Origin of the sequence: Streptomyces sp. NPDC003720 (genome assembly GCF_042875075.1) — a bacterium.
In the GTDB taxonomy this organism is placed as follows: domain Bacteria; phylum Actinomycetota; class Actinomycetes; order Streptomycetales; family Streptomycetaceae; genus Streptomyces.
Window position 1 is genome coordinate 773705 of sequence record NZ_JBIANZ010000001.1, and the last position, 15475, is coordinate 789179.

At 72.1% G+C, this 15475-nt stretch carries 13 protein-coding genes and 1 pseudogene; 3 read left to right on the forward strand and 11 right to left on the reverse strand.

The window, feature by feature from the left end:
• Positions 1-2 precede the first annotated feature (2 nt).
• Positions 3-1145 carry a sugar phosphate isomerase/epimerase family protein gene (locus ACFYU0_RS03815; RefSeq protein ID WP_389297556.1) on the forward strand — a complete coding sequence of 381 codons (1143 nt, stop codon included), beginning with the start codon at positions 3-5 and terminating at the stop codon, positions 1143-1145.
• A 154-nt stretch (positions 1146-1299) separates the two neighbouring features.
• Complete coding sequence (locus ACFYU0_RS03820) at positions 1300-2871, forward strand: hypothetical protein (protein WP_389297558.1); 1572 nt, start codon at positions 1300-1302, stop codon at positions 2869-2871.
• 43 nt (positions 2872-2914) lie between these two features.
• On the opposite strand, the gene ACFYU0_RS03825 is transcribed toward ACFYU0_RS03820, so the two are convergent.
• The 3 genes from ACFYU0_RS03825 to ACFYU0_RS03835 all read right to left on the reverse strand — a co-directional run bounded on the left by ACFYU0_RS03825 (position 2915) and on the right by ACFYU0_RS03835 (position 6343).
• On the reverse strand, positions 2915-4036 hold the full coding sequence (locus ACFYU0_RS03825) for a hypothetical protein (protein ID WP_389297559.1): 1122 nt from the start codon (positions 4034-4036) through the stop codon (positions 2915-2917).
• 405 nt (positions 4037-4441) lie between these two features.
• On the reverse strand, positions 4442-5290 hold the full coding sequence (locus tag ACFYU0_RS03830; protein WP_389297561.1) for an alpha/beta fold hydrolase: 849 nt from the start codon (positions 5288-5290) through the stop codon (positions 4442-4444).
• 81 nt (positions 5291-5371) lie between these two features.
• Positions 5372-6343 (reverse strand): LysR family transcriptional regulator, encoded by a 972-nt coding sequence (locus ACFYU0_RS03835; RefSeq protein ID WP_351669730.1) that lies wholly within the window; start codon positions 6341-6343, stop codon positions 5372-5374.
• A 185-nt stretch (positions 6344-6528) separates the two neighbouring features.
• Between ACFYU0_RS03835 and snpA the strand changes: the two genes are divergently transcribed.
• A complete protein-coding gene (gene snpA, locus ACFYU0_RS03840; protein ID WP_351669727.1) occupies positions 6529-7212 on the forward strand; it encodes a snapalysin in 684 nt (227 codons plus the stop codon).
• A 95-nt stretch (positions 7213-7307) separates the two neighbouring features.
• Here snpA and ACFYU0_RS03845 read toward each other — a convergent pair.
• From ACFYU0_RS03845 to ACFYU0_RS03880, 8 genes and pseudogenes are all read right to left on the reverse strand, one after another.
• Positions 7308-8219 (reverse strand): annotated as a pseudogene (locus ACFYU0_RS03845) (IS5 family transposase).
• A gap of 373 nt (positions 8220-8592) precedes the next feature.
• Complete coding sequence (locus tag ACFYU0_RS03850) at positions 8593-9411, reverse strand: enoyl-CoA hydratase/isomerase family protein (RefSeq protein ID WP_389297563.1); 819 nt, start codon at positions 9409-9411, stop codon at positions 8593-8595.
• Positions 9408-10697, reverse strand: coding sequence for a cytochrome P450 (locus ACFYU0_RS03855; RefSeq protein ID WP_389297973.1), 1290 nt, complete (start codon positions 10695-10697; stop codon positions 9408-9410). Before ACFYU0_RS03855 ends, ACFYU0_RS03850 begins: the two co-directional genes overlap by 4 nt.
• Before the next feature lie 56 nt (positions 10698-10753).
• A complete protein-coding gene (locus tag ACFYU0_RS03860) occupies positions 10754-12112 on the reverse strand; it encodes a cytochrome P450 (protein ID WP_389297564.1) in 1359 nt (452 codons plus the stop codon).
• A gap of 13 nt (positions 12113-12125) precedes the next feature.
• Positions 12126-12686 (reverse strand): ATP/GTP-binding protein, encoded by a 561-nt coding sequence (locus ACFYU0_RS03865; RefSeq protein WP_351663046.1) that lies wholly within the window; start codon positions 12684-12686, stop codon positions 12126-12128.
• Positions 12687-12689: 3 nt separating this feature from the next.
• The gene (locus tag ACFYU0_RS03870; RefSeq protein WP_351663049.1) at positions 12690-13073 is read right to left on the reverse strand and encodes a DUF742 domain-containing protein; all 384 of its coding nucleotides are present in this window, start codon (positions 13071-13073) and stop codon (positions 12690-12692) included.
• On the reverse strand, positions 13070-13909 hold the full coding sequence (locus tag ACFYU0_RS03875) for a roadblock/LC7 domain-containing protein (protein ID WP_389297565.1): 840 nt from the start codon (positions 13907-13909) through the stop codon (positions 13070-13072). The genes ACFYU0_RS03870 and ACFYU0_RS03875 overlap by 4 nt, the downstream gene beginning before the upstream one ends.
• The gene (locus ACFYU0_RS03880; RefSeq protein WP_389297567.1) at positions 13906-15087 is read right to left on the reverse strand and encodes an ATP-binding protein; all 1182 of its coding nucleotides are present in this window, start codon (positions 15085-15087) and stop codon (positions 13906-13908) included. Before ACFYU0_RS03880 ends, ACFYU0_RS03875 begins: the two co-directional genes overlap by 4 nt.
• Between the last annotated feature and the right edge of the window lie 388 nt (positions 15088-15475).

Sequence of the window (15475 nt, forward strand, 5' to 3'; positions counted from 1 at the left end):
CCGTGAACAACACCCATGACACCGACGACCAGTTGCGCCGCAGCCTCGGCATCGGCCGCCGCGGCTTCCTGAGCACCTGCAGCGCCGTCGCGGCGGGCGCGATCGCCGCGCCCGTCCTCGGCGCGGCCCCGGTGCACGCCGCCCCCCAGGCGGCGGCCGCCACCGGCGAGGGCCACACGCTGGTGCCGGCGGACAAGCGCGGCATCATCCTCTACACCGTGCGCGACGCGATCGGCCGCGACCCGCTGACCACCACCCTCCCGTCCGGGTTCCGCGCCGTGTTCGAGCAGCTGGCCCGGTTCGGCTACCGCCAGGTCGAGTTCGCCGGCTACGGCCAGCACGCGAACGCACCCGGCGGCGCGAACCTGGAGTCCGTCGAGGGCGCCCGGCTGCTGCGCCGCTGGCTGGACGACAACGGACTGCGCGCCCAGGGCAACCACGGCTTCATCCCGGGCTCCTGGCCGCTGAGCAGCGCCGACCTGGACACCTTCAAGAAGCACCTGGAGATCGCCAACATCCTCGGCATGGCCCACGTGGGCACCGGCGGCGACCCCACCAGCAGTGCCTACAAGGCCGACTGGGACGCGGCCGCCGACAAGTGGCACGCCCTCGGCGCCCTCGCCCGCCGGGAGGGACTCAAGCTGTACACCCACAACCACGACGCGGCGTACGGCTTCCTGCTCGACGGCGGACCGCTGGACGCCCAGGGCCGCCCCACCCGCAGCTCCGGCGTCCGCAAGCTGGAGTACTTCCTTTCCATCACCGACCCCAAGCTGGTCTGGCTGGAGATGGACATCTTCTGGGCGCATGTCGCCCAGTACAAGTTCCGTACCTACACCGCCCACGACGGCTCGACACAGACCGACATCTTCGACCCGGCCGGCCTGGTCGAACGCAACGACAAGCGCTACCCCCTGTTCCACGCCAAGGACGGCGTCGTCAACAACACCAACGGGATGGGCTACGACATGGTCCCGTTCGGCACCGGCGTCATCGACTACACGACGTTCTTCTCCCGCGTGGGCCACCGCAACTACCACAACCCGATGGTCGAGCAGGACAACGCCCCGAGCGGCACCGACCCGGGCCAGTCCCTGCAGCACGCCGCGATCGGCTACCGCAACCTGGCCGCCCTGCGCCGCTAGCGGCGGGCCGCGGGGAGGGGCCGTGCCGTACCCCGGCACGGCCCCTCCCCGCCCGCGGCGGCCACCGCCTTGGACGGCCTCTGTCGGGTCCGCGCCGGCGGCCCTACACTGCCCATCCGCAGACATGCGGGGACAGTTGACGGGGGGAGCCGCCATGTCCGGAGATCCGTACGGCCCGGGACCGGGATTCGCCGTGCCGCCCATGCCCCAGGCGCCGCCGCCCGCACCGCCGGACGGTCTGCGGGCGGCCGCCGTCGCGCTGCTCAACCTGAGCGGTCTCGGCCTCGGATACGCGCTGGTCCGCAGATGGCTGCCGATGGCCGCCTGCTGGACGGCGACCGCGGTCCTGCTGTTCGTCGCCCTGCCCGCCGACGCGGACGGCGTCCCGGGAACCGCCCTCGTCCTCTACGGCGTACTGCTGGTGCTCGCGGCCGCGCACGGCGCGGTCGTCGGACTGCGCACCCGGCTCACCGGACCGGCCGGCGCGCCCCTCGCCCTGCTGCTCGCCGTGCTGCTGCTCGCCGTCCCGGCCGGCGGCGCCCTCTGGTACCGGGACGCGCGGGACGAGGCCGTGCAACAGGCGCTCCTGGACCGTCTCGAACGGGCCGACCACCTGGTGGAGGCCGCCGGCCGGCAGCCCTTCGCCACCGCACGGTCCGACTACCGCACCGCCCTGGGCGTCTACCGCGACCTCGCCGTCGGCCACCCCGGCTCCCGCGCGGCCGGCCAGGTCCCCGACCGCATGCGGACCTACTACACGACGGTCGGCGCGCCCTACGGCCGCCACGACTACTGCGCGGCCGTGGAGCCGCTCACCTACCTGCGCACGGTGCCCGGCACCATGCCGAAGCGGCAGCTCGGCTCACTGGCCCTGTGGCCTGACGAGCGCCTCGCCACCTCGCTGTACGAGTGCGGCGCGGCAGGCCTGACGGACGATGCGGCGGACTGGGTCGCGCGCTTCGGCGACCTGCTGACCACCTTCCCGCGGTCCGCACCGGCGGCCAGAGTGGCGCCCGCGGTCGACGCGGCGGTGCGGAAGGCCGAGAAGGACGTCCGCGGTGACGAACCCTGCGCGGCCGTCGAGCGGTTGGACGGCCTGCACAGCCGGATCACCGACCTGGCACGGAGCGCGGACGGCGCCGCGGCAACGGCGGACGACCTCACCGGGAGCGCGGGCCGGGCGAGCCGCAGCGGGAAGGCGGGGCAGTACTCCTGCGGCGTCGACCAGTTCGAGGACGGCGACTTCGAAGCGGCGCAGAAGACCATGGAGGGTTACGCCGAGGACGAGCACGGCGGGAACCGCGAGCGCGCCAAGAAGATAGCCATCGGCGCCGAGGTGGCCCGAACGCTCCCGGCCGCCGGGAAGAAGCTGCCCACCACCGCCTCCGGCGGCGGCATCTCCGTCACGGTCAAGAACGACAGCCCCGACGACGTCACCGTCCTGTACACGGGACCCGTCACCGGCAGCTTCACCCTGAAGGGCTGCGGCGGCTGCAAGGCGTACTCGCTCACCGACACCCTCCTGACCGGTTTCAAGCCGTGTGACGACAGCGGCCGGCACTACCCGCAGCGCACGCTCAGCCTGCCGGTCGGCACCACGTACTTCGTGCACAAGCCGCACGGCGACAGCACCGCCACGCCCGCCTCCGACACCGCCAGACTGCGGTCCGGGTACATCTACACGGAATGCGCCTACACGACCCGGACCCTGGGGTCCAGCTACTGACCGCGCCACGCGGGCCGGGCGCTCCCGCGCCCGGCCGGTGCCGTCAGCGCCGCCGGGCGGCCCTGCGGCGGACCGCCACGACGGCGCCGAGGACCACGACCCCGGCCGCCGCGCCCGCCAGCGGCAGGGCGGGCCCGGCGCCGGTGCCCGGCAGCCCGCCGCCCGTCGTGGAGCCGGCGCCGGTGGCGTCGAGCACGATGTCCGCGGTGTCGTTCGCCTTGCTGATGTCGAACGGCCGCGGCTGCCCGGCCAGCGCCACCGAACCCCTCGCCCCCGGGACCGCCTTGTCGATCCGCAGCCTGAACCGGTAGGTCCCGCCGCCGCCCTCGTCGATCCACGCCTGGGCGGTGCCGCACTCGTACGTGCCCGACCCCAGGCTCTTGCAGAATCCGTCGGTCTTGGTGACCGAGGTTCCGGCGGGCATCCTCAGGCGGATCCGGGTCGCCCCGGCGCCGATCTCCCGCAGCACCCAGCCCGGCCCGGCGTTGGTGAACTTCACCACCAGCGGCACCGTGTCACCGGCCCGGCCCTTCAGCCGGGCACCGCTCACCCGGAAGTCGGCCGTGTTCCTCGCGGTCACCTTCACGGTCGCCGCGCTCCGGCCGGAGGCCGGGGCGCCGCCCGCGGCCGAGGTCTCGGCGGGCCGTTCCACCAGCTTCAGCGCGGGCCCGGTGCCCCGCACCGGCTCGGACGCGCCGTCGCCCGGACCGGTCTCGATGCTGCCGACCGTCACCCGCAGCTCGTCGTACAGGGCGCGGCCGAGCGCCTTCAGGGCCAGCGGACGCTCGGGGGCGTAGACGACGCCCGGCCTGACCGTCCGGTCGAACTCGCAGGAGACCACCGAACGGCTCGGCTCCTCGTCGAAGTCCGTGATCTCGTAACGGGAGCAGTTGGAGGGCACCTCGGTGTGGGCGAGCCCGCGGGTGACGGAGTACGACATCCCGACCTTGTCGAGCGCGGCGGTGCCCGTGTTCGTGAAGGAGGTGGGCACCGTGAAGCCGCTGCCGGGCCGCAGCCCGTGGATCGGTGCGATCCTCCCGAGGACCAGGGAGGGCTCCGGGTCCGCGGCGCCGGCGGGGGCGGCGCCGAGGGCGAGGAGGGCGACCGCTCCGACGGCGCCGGCGGTACGGCGCGGCACACGGGAGCCGGTGAGCGTGGGGGGCATGAAGTCCTCATGGGCGGAGCGGCTGTTGCGGACAGGTGAACCTGGCGGGAACGCGCGTTCCCACCAGGGGAGACCGTCATGACCCCCCGGGGGTTGCACGCGCGACCGGATCGGACACGCCCGCCGGGCCCTCTCACGCGCTGGCCCGCCGGGCGGCTCACGGCCTGGCCGCGCGGCTCTCCTCGCGTCCGGCTCGCGGTGGGGTCTTCACGTGCTGGCCCGTCGGGCGGTTCACGGCCTGGCTGCGCGGCTCTCCTTGCGTCTGGCCCGCGGTGGGGTCTTCACGTGCTGGCCCGTCGGGCGGTTCACGGCCTGGCCGCGCGGCTCTCCTCGCGTTCGGCTCGCGGTGGGGGCCTCACGCCCTGGCCGCCCGGCTCTCCTCGCGTCCGGCTTGCGCGGGCGCCCTCACGCCCTGGCTCGCCCGGCCAGCCACTCCAGCGCGTCCTCGGCTCCGGCCAGCACTGAGATGTGGCCGTCGGCGGGACGCGGCCGGAGTTCGGCGGACGGGCAGTGGCTCGCCAGCCACTGCCCGTGGGCGGAGGGGACGACCCGGTCCTGCCCGCCGTGCAGGATCAGCACCGGAGCGGTGACCGACGCCGGATCGCAGCCCCACGGACGGACGTAGGCCAGATCGTCGTCGACGAGCCCGCCGGGACCGGCGGCGACGGCGGGCCGGACGACCTTGTCGAACCAGGACCAGTCGCCGGCGAGGGCCGCGTGGTCGGCCGGGGTGAACATCTCCGGGTCGTACTCCGCCTCCGCCTCGTGCCGTTCCTTGGCCGCGCGGCCCGCCGCGGCCGCGGTGAGCGAGGCGCGGCAGGACGGGGCCATCCCCGCGAACCAGTCGAGCCCCCCGGCGCCGAACGGGGCCGGCCCCGACACGGCGACCACCCCGAGCACCCGCTCGCGCAGCACCGCGGCGCAGGCCAGGGCGTGCGAGGCGCCGCCGGAGTGGCCCATGACCGCGAACCGGCCGAGGCCGAGCGCGTCGGCGACCCGGCGGGCGTCGCCGGCGGCCGAGGCGACGGTACGACCGGGGACCGGGGACGAGCCGCCGTAGCCGGGCCGGTCGTACGACACCCAGCGGATCCCGAGCCGGGCGGACGCGGCGAAGAGCGGCTCGGGCGGCAGGCCCACGTTGGGCGTGCCGTGCTGCCACAGGACGGGGAGATCGCCGGTGCCGGTGTCGTAGACGTGCAGCCTGCGGCCGTCGGACGACTCCACGGTGCGCTCGCCGACTCGAACGTTCTGCATGGTGCGGTTCCTCCGGTGGGGAAGCGGACGGGGACACTGCCTGGCGTGCTGACCCCGCGGCCGCCCGGAAGTCATCGCTCCTCAGGCGCCCACCGCCCGCAGCGCCGGTGCGGTCCGCCCGGCGCCCCGGCGTGCCAGCCACTCCTGGTACGCCGGCGCCTGCCGGGCCGCCTCCCAGTAGGCCTCCTCCAACTCCGCGACCCCGAGGTTCAGTTCGTCCGCGGTGCGGGCCGCGAGCAGCAGCCGCACTCCTATCGGATCGCCCTGGAGGGGCCGGATGACCAGGTCGGAGCGGGGCGGGAGCGCGGTCGGCTGGCTGACCGTGACCACCTCGCCGATGGCGGCGAGGAAGTAGGCCGTGAGGTAGTCGCCGTGCAGCAGGTCGGGCTCGATCCCGGCGGCGCGCAGCACCCGGCACACCCCGTCCCACTCGCCGTCGACCGTGGCGTCCACCATCCAGCGGTCCTGCGCCAGGTCCGCGAGACGCACCTCCCGCCCGCCCGCCGCGGGATGGTCCGCGGCCAGGGTGACGAACTGGGGCTCGCGCTCCACCAGGACCCGCAGGCACAGCCCGTCCGGAACGCGCAGCGGGCTCCCCTCGACCTCGTGCACGAACGCCAGGTCGAGCCTGCCCTCGGCGACCTGCCGCAGCAGGGCGCTCGCGGACACGTCCATCTGCAGGCTGGGCTCGACGGCCGGAACGCGGGCGCGCAGCCGGCTGAGCCAGCCCGGGAGCGCCCGGCTGGCCGTGGCGCCGATGCGCAGCCGGGGACCGCCGGCCGCGCGGGCGGCCGCGGCCCGGGTCTCGGTCACGAGCGCGGTGAGTTCGGCGACCAGCGGCCGGGCGCGGCTCACCACGATGTGCCCCAGCGGCGTGGGACGGCTGCCCGTGCGGTCCCGGGTGAAGAGCCGGCCGCCCAGCAGCCGCTCGATCCGGCGCAGCTGGGTGCTCAACGAGGGCTGGGCCATGCCCAGTTCCCGAGCCGCCTTGTGCAGGCTGCCGGCGTCGGCGATGGCGCACAGCACGCGTAAGTGCCTCACCTCGAGCTCCATGCGCGGAGCGTAAGGGCAGCGTCTGTTGGGGCGCCAGATGTTCAAACGCCAACGGAACAGCAGGAGTCGCCCTGATAGCCGTGCGCTATCCCCAGTTGCCATCATCCGCTCGGACACCGGGCTGTCCCAGACTCTTGGGCGACCGATCGTTCACCACCCCACACGAACGAGTAGGAGCCCCCCACATGACGTCCATCCGTACGTCCTCCACGTCCGCCAAGACCTCCAGGAGACTGCTGGCGGTCGGCCTGGGCGTGACCCTCGCGGCCCTGGGCGGCGCGATCCCGGCGAGCGCCCACACCACCGGCTCCCCGGCCGCCGTCCGGGCCGGCTACACCGGCTCGGCCGACGAGGCGGCGAACAACAAGGCGTTCTTCCAGGCCGTGCTCGACTCGGTCGCCAGGAAGCAGGCCGCGCACCCGAACCTGCAGTCGGTGACCGTGTACTACAACGCCTCCCAGGCGCCGACCTTCCGCTCCCAGATATCGAGCGCCGCCTCGATCTGGAACAGCTCCGTGAGCAACGTCAAGCTGGCGTCCACCACGGGCAGCGCCGACTTCTCGTACTACGAGGGCAACGACTCCCGCGGCTCGTACGCCTCCACCAACGGCCACGGCAGCGGCTACATCTTCCTCGACTACGCGCAGAACCGGCAGTACGACTCGATCCGCGTCGCCGCCCACGAGACCGGTCACGTGCTGGGGCTGCCGGACCACTACAGCGGCCCGTGCAGCGAGCTGATGTCGGGCGGCGGACCCGGCACGTCCTGCACCAACCGCTACCCCAACTCCACCGAGCGGGCGCGCGTCAACCAGCTGTGGGCCAACGGTCTCGCCAAGGCCCTCGACAAGCTGAACAAGGTGGGCTGACACCCCGGAGCTCTCCGCCCCCTGCCGAAAGCGGGCCGTGCCACCGGCGGCACGGCCCGCTTCGCCGTGTCGCCGCTTCCCGGGGCCGGTGAGTGCTAGAGCCTGTCTGACAAATGATCACCTGACGGGCTCGCGGAGCCAGAGGATCGGGGAAGCCAGGACAACTCCGGCACGGTAGCGGTCCGCTAGCTTGTCGAACCGGGTCGCGATCGCTCGGAACTGTTTGAGACGGGCGAAGCATCGTTCGACTACGTTGCGGTCGCGGTAGATGACCTTGTCGAAGGCGGGCGGCCGGCCGCCGAGGGTCCCGCGCCGTCGGCGGTTGGCCGCCTGGTCGCGGCGCTCGGGGATCGTGGCGCCGATGCCCCGGCGCCGCAGCAGGTGGCGGATCGCCCTGCTGGAGTACGCCTTGTCGCCCACCACACGCTCGGGTGTAGTGCGCGGACGACCCCTTGTGGCGCGTGGGACGCGGATCCCATCGAGGACCTGGCCGAACGCGGTGGCGTCGTTGACGTTGCCGGACGTGGGCACGATCGACAGGGGCAGGCCCCGGCCATCGACGGCGAGGTGGACTTTGGTGGTCAGTCCGCCTCGGGACCGGCCGAGGGCCTGGCGCGCCTGCGAGCGGCCCGGATCTTCCAGTTCGTTCCCGTCTGCGTCCCCTTTTTGCGGGCGCCGGCCGCGTGCTGGTGGGCCCGGTTGATGATGGAGTCGACCGAGACGGTCCATTTCACCCGGCCCACCGCGTCATCGCGCACCTGGACGTGCTCCAGCAGCTTCGCCCAGGTCCCGTCCGCCTCCCACCGGGCGAACCGCTCGTAGACGGTCTGCCACGGCCCGTACCGCTGGGGCAGATCACGCCATGGAGCCCCGGTCCGCAGCCGCCACAGAACACCGTTGACCACCTGCCGGTGATCGCGCCATGGACGGCCACGCCCGTCCACCTGCGGCAACAGCGGCTCTATCCGCTCCCACGCCGCGTCCGTCAACTCACCTCGACCTGCCACGAGATCAATGATCAGAGTGCCCGTGATTGGACTCTCACGCGGGCTCCGGCACGAACCGGCTCAGCCGATAGGTGGTTGGCTGCACCAGACGGCCACACAGTGTGTCGATCCGGATCATCGACTCGTCGATTCGGGCCTCCCGGAGGCGGCGCAGATGCGTACGCAACTCCGCCTGGTCTCGAGTTTCAAAGATCACCTCCCACCGCCCCACGTCTGGCGCAGTGCGAGCAGCAAGCCGCTGCCTCCCGGCCTCTAGCCGCCGCTTCCTCTTCCCCTGTCCTGGCACCGGCCCAGAATCGCTGGTCAGTGTTAGGACGGCAAGGCAATTGGACCGATCACCGTCCCCGCTCGGTGATCATTTGTCAGACAGGCTCTAGGCGGTCTCCTCCGCCCGCCGCGGGCGCGGCCGGTTGAGCTCGGCGGTCAGCAGGTGCGCGTCGAGCAGCGCCACGTCGGCGGTGCGGGCGGCCCGCGAGTGGCCCGCGAGCATGCGCTTGGTGAGGGTGACGGCCTCCGGGGAGCGCCGGACGAGCGGCCGCACCCACGCCTGGACGGCGGCGTCCAGTCCGTCCGGTGGTGTGACCTTGTGCAGCAGGCCGAGCCGGTGTGCGGTGGCCGCGTCGAACACGTCGCAGGTGAGCATGAGTTCACGGATGCGCGCGGCGCCGCCCTCCACGACGAGCCGGCCCATCGCGCCGCCCCAGGCCGGCGGGAGTCCGACGCCGATCTCGGGCATGCGGAACCGGCAGGTGTCGGCGCCCGCCCGCAGGTCGCAGAACGAGGCGAGCGCGAGACCGGCGCCGATGACCCGGCCGTGCAGCCGGGCGATGGTGACGGCGTGGGTGTTCTCCAGGGCCTCGCAGACCCGGTGGGCCTTGTCCGCGATCCGGCGCATCACGGCCCCGGTCGGGTCCTCCTCCAGGGCGGCCTGGTACTCGGTGCGGTCGGCGCCCAGACAGAAGTCGTCGCCGGCGGCCGACAGCACCAGCACCCGGACGTCGGGACGGTCGTGCAGGCCGTGCAGCAGGTCGGCGAGGTCGTCGAGGGCGGCGACGGTCAGCGTGCTGTCCCGCCCCGAGGGGTTGAGCCGGACCCGCAGCACCGGCCCGTCCTGCTCGGCGTCCAGCGCCTTGCCGTGGAACACGGCGGTGGGGGAGGGGGCTGCGGGGGAGGGGGAGATGATCTCGGTCATGAGAGGGCGACGTCCAGGTTCAGCAGCCGCCGGAAGGCCACACGCGGCGCCCACGACGGCCGGCGTACGAGGGTCAGGCCCGGGAAGCGCCTGACCAGTTGGTGGAGCAGGGTCTGGGCCTCGAGCCGGGCCAGCGGCGCGCCGAGGCAGTAGTGGATGCCGCCGCTGAAGGACAGGTGGCCCGGCTTGCGGTGCAGGTTGAACAGCTCGGGGTCGGCGTGCCGGGCCGGGTCGCGGTTGGCCGCGCCCACCATGAGGTGGACCATGTCGTCCTCGCGCACCTCGGTGCCGCCGAGCACGCAGTCCCGGGAGGCGACGCGGCTGATGACGTGGGTGGGAGGGTCGTAGCGCAGCGACTCCTCGACGGCCGCGGGGACGAGGTCGGGACTCACGGTGAGCCGGTCCCACTGACGTGGGTGCTCCAGCAGCAGCAGGACCGTCGTCGACAGCAGCGTGGACGTGGTCTCCAGCGCGGCCAGCAGGAAGAACAGGGCCAGATGGTAGACGGCCTCGTCGGCCTTGTCGCGGTCGCTCTCCACGCCGTCCCACACCGCGATCCAGCGGGACACGGGGTCGTCGCCGGGACGCGCCCGCCGGTCCTGGACCAGCGCCGTGAAGTACTCGCGCAGCTCGGCCGTGGCCGCGTCGGACAGGACCAACTGGCTGGCCGAGGGCAGCAGTTCCTGGGTGAAGACCTGGTCGTGGGTCAGCTCGCGCAGCCGGGGGAAGTCGGCGGCCGGCAGCCCCAGCCAGTGGCCGATGGTGGCCACCGGCAGCTCCTCGCTCACCAGGGCGTTGAAGTCCGCCTCGCCGTCGCGCAGCCGCTCGGCGAGGGTGTCGAGGAGCCCGCCGGTTATTCGCTCGACCGTGCCGCGCAGCTCCTCGAGGGTGGAGCGGTCGAACATGCCGGCCGACCGGCGCACCCATGTGTGGTCCGGGGGGTTGAGCGCGGGCAGCGTCCTGCTCATCGCCCGTGAGGAGGGCGCCGTCCAGCGTGTTCCGTCACCCTGCTGCTCCCGCCAGCGGCTGTCCGGTTCCAGCCACTCGCGGGAGCGCAGGACCTGGTCGCAGAGATCGAATCCGGTGACCAGATGACCGCCCCACGGGGCCGCGACCACTCCGCCCCCCGCCCGGAGCTCCACGTAGATCGGGAAGGGGTTCGCCTGGCCTTTCGCCGTGCGCAGCCGGGAGAAGAGAGAGACGGCGAAGCGTCTGTCTGCGGGCGGAGTTGTCGCGATCTCCACGACGGTCCCTTCTTGATCGTCGGCATCGGGCGCGCCATGCATACCCAACCGGTGGCTGATACATACAAGGTGACTATGCGCGGCGCGAGTTGCCTACGTCACTCTCCCCTGGTCCATGCGAGGAACCGGCTGAACAGACCGGGCCTCCCCTTGGGCGCCGCCGGCGCCACCGGTTGCGGCGACGGGCTCACGACCGGTCGTGCGGTGCCGGCGGCCGGCTGGGGTTGAGGCTTCTGCGCGGGCGACACGCTGCGGGGGGTGAACCGGACCGGCAGGTTCACCAGGGAACGGCTCCAGGGCGCCGGCACCCAGTTCAGGTCCTTGAAGGGGACCCGCACCTCGACGTCGGGCAGCCGGTTGAGCAGCGACTCCACGGCGGTGACCGCGATCACGAACGCCGGGTCCTTGGCCGGGCAGGCGTGCGGCCCCGCACCGAAGGCCAGATGGGCCTTGGCGCTGAGCTGTTCGCGGTGCTCGGCCAGCCGGGGGTCGGTGTTGGCCGCGGCGAAGGAGATGAGCACCGGGTCGTTGGCCCGGACCGTCCGGGCGCCCAACTCCACGTCGTGGGTGGGGTAGTGGGCGGCGTAGTTGGCGATCGGCGCATAGTTCCACAGCACCTGGGTGACGGCGTCCTCGACGGGCAGGCCGGCCTGCCAGTCCTCGCCGAGGATCAGCGCGCAGGCGCTGCCTATGGTCGCCGACAGCGGAGCGGTGCCGCCGGAGAGCAGGGTCACCAGCTGGTGCAGCACCTCCTCGTCGGTGAGCTGGGCGGAGTGCTCCATCAGACGGGTCGTCAGGTCGCCTCCGGGGCGGCGGCGCTTCAGCGCGATCAGCTCGCCGAGCGCCTCGCCGAGCACCTGGTCCGCGCCCGGCGTGCCGTCGAAGATGCCGCTGATGCCCGCGATGACACGGTCGCCGATCTCGGGCGGGCACCCGAACAGGTCGCTGAACACCAGCAGCGGCAGCGGCTGGGCGTACTCGGCCATCAGTTCGGCCTGCCCGAGCCGGTCGGAGCTGAACCGGCTGATCAGGTAGTCGGCCGACTGCTGGGTCTGCCGCACGAGCTGCATCTCGTTGACGCCGGCCAGACTGTCGGTGACCGCCTGGCGCAGCCGGGCGTGCGCCGCCCCGTCGCTGAAGAGCGCGTTGGGCCGGTACCCCATCATCGGCAGGGCCGGGCTGTCCGCGGGCACACGCCCCTCGTTCAGCGCCCGCCAGCGCCGCGAGTCGCGGACGAACGAGGCCGGGTTCTGCAGGATGTACAGGGCGGCGTCGTAGCTGGTGACCAGCTCGACCTCGACTCCCGGGGCGATGTCCACCGGTGCGCTCGGGCCGAGGCGGCGCAGCTGTTCGTAGTGGGCGTCCGGATCGGAGCCGAACTCGGGCCCGTAGAGCGGGACGTTGCCGTGCGCGGGGCAGCCGGGCGGGGGCCCCTGGATGCCGGGAGGCTGCTGCATGTGGGGGTGGCTCCTAGTCGAGAAGGGACAGAAGGTGGTGGACGAGGGTGATCAGAGCCTGTGCCGACGACTGCTGGTCGCGTACGTCGCAGGCGACGACGGGGGTCCGCTCGGACAGGTTCAGCGCCTCGCGGATCTCCGCGAGCGGGTAGTCGGTCGTGCCGTCGAAGTGGTTGACGCCGATGGCGTACGTGAGCCCGAACCGCTCGACCAGGTCGAGGACCGGGAAGGACTCCGACAGCCGCTCGGGGTCGACGAGGACCAGGGCGCCGAGCGCGCCCCGGGACAGCTCCTCCCACATCTCCTTGAAGCGCTCCTGACCGGGCGTGCCGAAGAGGTAGAGCACCACCTCGTCGCTGATGGTCAGGCGGCCGAAGTCCATGGCGACCGTCGTGGTGACCTTGTCCGGGGTTCCCGACAGGTCGTCAAATCCCACGCTGGCCTCGGTGATCTCCTCCTCGGTCCGCAAGGGCTCGATCTCGGAGATGCTCCCGATGCACGTGGTCTTCCCGACCCCGAAGTGCCCCACCACGAGGATCTTGACCGCGGTGAGAACACCTGAATCCAGGTACACGAATCACGCTCCGAATCGGGCTTTGAGGCCGTCGAGTACGGCGTTGAGCACTTCGCGGTCGACACGTTCGGCGGGTGGAACCGGCTTACGCGCGATGATGTGACCGCTCTCCTCCATCTGCGCCAGGAGAATCCGCACGATTCCCAGGGGCAGATGGGTGTGGGCGGCCACTTCGGCCACGGAGAGAAAGCCCTCCCGCACCAGTTCCAGAACCCGTTGGGCCTCCGGCGAAAGGGTGCGCACCGAAGCGGCGGCACCCTCCTGAGCGGACACCAGGGTGGTGCGCTCGTAGGTATTGTCCGGCGGCAGGGCCCGCCCGTTGGTGATCACGAAGAGCGGGACTAATGCCGAGGTCAGCTCGAGTTCCTCGTGCGGCTCGTCATTCACGGGCGGCTCGCCTCCCCGCGTGGCGCCAGATATCCGTTCAGCCGCGGCACCGCCTGATGCAGACGGGTGGTGAACTCCTCTATATCGGCGTCGTGTTCGGCGGCCGCGGCCAGGAAGGCGCCGTGTCCGGCGGAGATCAGGAAGATCCAGCCGTGCTGGAACTCGATGACCGTCTGCCGCCACTGCGCCGCCGGGTCGGGCCCGGCGAACTGCGAGGTGGCCCTGCTGTAGGCGTGGATGCCCGTCATCGCCGCCGAGATGGTGTCCGCCAGGTCCTGGCTCATCCCCGTGGTGGCGCCGCGTGGCAGGCCGTCGTGGCCCAGCAGGACGGCGTGGCGGGCGCCCCGCACCTCGCCGACCGCCGCGTCGAGGTCCGCGATCGGGATCCCCGTGCCGCCCACCGCCATCTCCCGGCCGCCGTCGGAGGGTCCGTCGGCGCCCTCCGCGTGCACGCGCGGCGGCGAGGTGAGGTTGTTGCCGAGTCTGGCGACGAGCCGGTGCATGCGGAACGAGATCTGCTGCATGTCGACGTCGGGCGCCGCGGCCGCGGCGAGATAGGCGCCCTGGCCGGCGCCGATCAGGAAGATCCAGCCGTGCGAGAACTCGATGATCGTCTGGTTCCACTGGCGGTCCGTCCCGGGACCGGCGAAGTGGGAGGTCGCCCGGCTGAGCGACTGCATGCCCGCCATGGCGGCGGAGATCGTCCGGACGTCCTTCTGTTCCATGCCGTCGGTCGCGCCGCGGGGCAGGCCGTCCGCGGACAGCAGGACCGCGTGGCGCGCCTTCGGCACGTTCTGCACGATGTCCTCGAGCATCCACGAAAGGTCTGTGGTCATGCGTCATCGGACCCTTCGGACGGCGCCGAGGCGAGATTGCGGCCCGAGAGCGTGCCGCGCTGGAAGGCTCCCAGGCTTCGGCCGACGGCCCGGCCGGCGTCCTCCGGCGCCGGGGCGGGCGACGCGGTGCCGTCCTGGTCGGGAACGCTGGCGATGGGCACCTGACGGGCGCCCCGCCGGGGCAGGCCGTGCGCGGTGCGGGCCGCCGGCTCGGGCCGGCCCACACTGCCTCGGATGCCGCTGACCTGGGGCTCCTCGGGCACCGCCGGCTCCTCCTCGGTCCACAGTTCCTCCGGCAGCAGGACGACCGCCCGCACACCGCCGTAGCGGGAGACGCCGGTGACGTCCACCCGGAATCCGTACTGCCGCGCGAGCAGGCCGATCACCGGGAAACCGAACTTCGGCTGGTTCCCCAGGTGCGAGAGCCGGGGGCTGAACTCACCGGAGAGCAGCGCGGTGGCCTTCTCCCGGTCCTCGTCGTTCATACCGACACCGGCGTCGTCGATGACGATGCACAGGTTCTTCTGCACCCGCTGGAAATTGACCTCGATCGGCGAACCCTGCTGGGAAAAGCTGGCAGCGTTGTCAAGGAGTTCGGCGACGGCGAGGGCGACCGGGGAAACGGCGGACGCCTTCAGGGCAAAACCGGTCTGCTGCATGATTTCGACGCGCCGGAAATTCCGAATCTGACCCTGCGCACTGCGCACTACGTCATAAACGCTTGCGGGCCTATTGCGACGGCCCAGCGGAGCACCGCACATCACCGCAATACCCTGCGCCTTGCGCGCCATCTGCGCATTGGCGTGGCTGACTTCCAGCAGATCACCCAGAACCGAATGGCCGCCGTATTTGCGCTGGATTTCCTCGAGCAGCGCGAGCTGTTCCGCTGCAAGACTCTGCAGAAAGCGCGCCGAGCCCTTGAGAACGGCCTTCGTGCTTTCCTCGGCCGCCTCTTCGGCTTCCGCGATGGTCTTGTCGTGCTCGGCGCGGTGCTGCTGCAACTCTGCGCTTAAAGCAGCCAGTTGACTGTCGGCCGCGCTCAGTTGCCGGGTCAGTTCGGCCTCGGCCTGGCGCTTCTTCGCAGCGATGGCCCTGTTGCGACGACTGAGCGCGAGTGCCGCGGCGACGGCGATGACGGTCACCGCGACCAGGCACCAAACGAGTGCGTCTCGAGACATGGATACCTTTCCTATGTGTAGCCCGCAACCATCGGTGGACGGACGTCGGGGGGAATCCGTGACACACCGCTTGGAACCACTCGGCCGACTTCGAGTCGAGAAGCCGGTCGGAGTGCAGCGCCCGAGCCGAGTGGGCCAAGGTCGCAGACGCGGGGATGCTATCACCGCCTTGGCGAAACGTTTGCACGTGGAGTGGCCGTATCGGGACGGTCCGGATCGTTGGCTGCGCCTGTTTTGCAGGCGTACCGGTTGCCGGGTGCTCTCCGGTAACCGGACGTTGTTCGCCGGGGCGCCTTTTGAATGCGCGGCGGTCGTCATTTTCCCGACATCCCGCCGGACTCATTGCCTTTTGTCGGACTTGGGGTCACGTACGCCCGTATACGACGCC

What these genes read in the sequence shown, in the direction of transcription:
- ACFYU0_RS03820 (WP_389297558.1), top strand. Translation starts at nt 1,300, where the DNA reads ATGTCCGGAGATCCGTACGGCCCGGGACCGGGATTCGCCGTGCCGCCC.
- ACFYU0_RS03825 (WP_389297559.1), bottom strand. Translation starts at nt 4,036, where the DNA reads ATGCCCCCCACGCTCACCGGCTCCCGTGTGCCGCGCCGTACCGCCGGC.
- ACFYU0_RS03830 (WP_389297561.1), bottom strand. Translation starts at nt 5,290, where the DNA reads ATGCAGAACGTTCGAGTCGGCGAGCGCACCGTGGAGTCGTCCGACGGC.
- ACFYU0_RS03835 (WP_351669730.1), bottom strand. Translation starts at nt 6,343, where the DNA reads ATGGAGCTCGAGGTGAGGCACTTACGCGTGCTGTGCGCCATCGCCGAC.
- snpA (WP_351669727.1), top strand. Translation starts at nt 6,529, where the DNA reads ATGACGTCCATCCGTACGTCCTCCACGTCCGCCAAGACCTCCAGGAGA.
- ACFYU0_RS03850 (WP_389297563.1), bottom strand. Translation starts at nt 9,411, where the DNA reads ATGACCGAGATCATCTCCCCCTCCCCCGCAGCCCCCTCCCCCACCGCC.
- ACFYU0_RS03855 (WP_389297973.1), bottom strand. Translation starts at nt 10,697, where the DNA reads ATGCATGGCGCGCCCGATGCCGACGATCAAGAAGGGACCGTCGTGGAG.
- ACFYU0_RS03860 (WP_389297564.1), bottom strand. Translation starts at nt 12,112, where the DNA reads ATGCAGCAGCCTCCCGGCATCCAGGGGCCCCCGCCCGGCTGCCCCGCG.
- ACFYU0_RS03875 (WP_389297565.1), bottom strand. Translation starts at nt 13,909, where the DNA reads ATGACCACAGACCTTTCGTGGATGCTCGAGGACATCGTGCAGAACGTG.
- ACFYU0_RS03880 (WP_389297567.1), bottom strand. Translation starts at nt 15,087, where the DNA reads ATGTCTCGAGACGCACTCGTTTGGTGCCTGGTCGCGGTGACCGTCATC.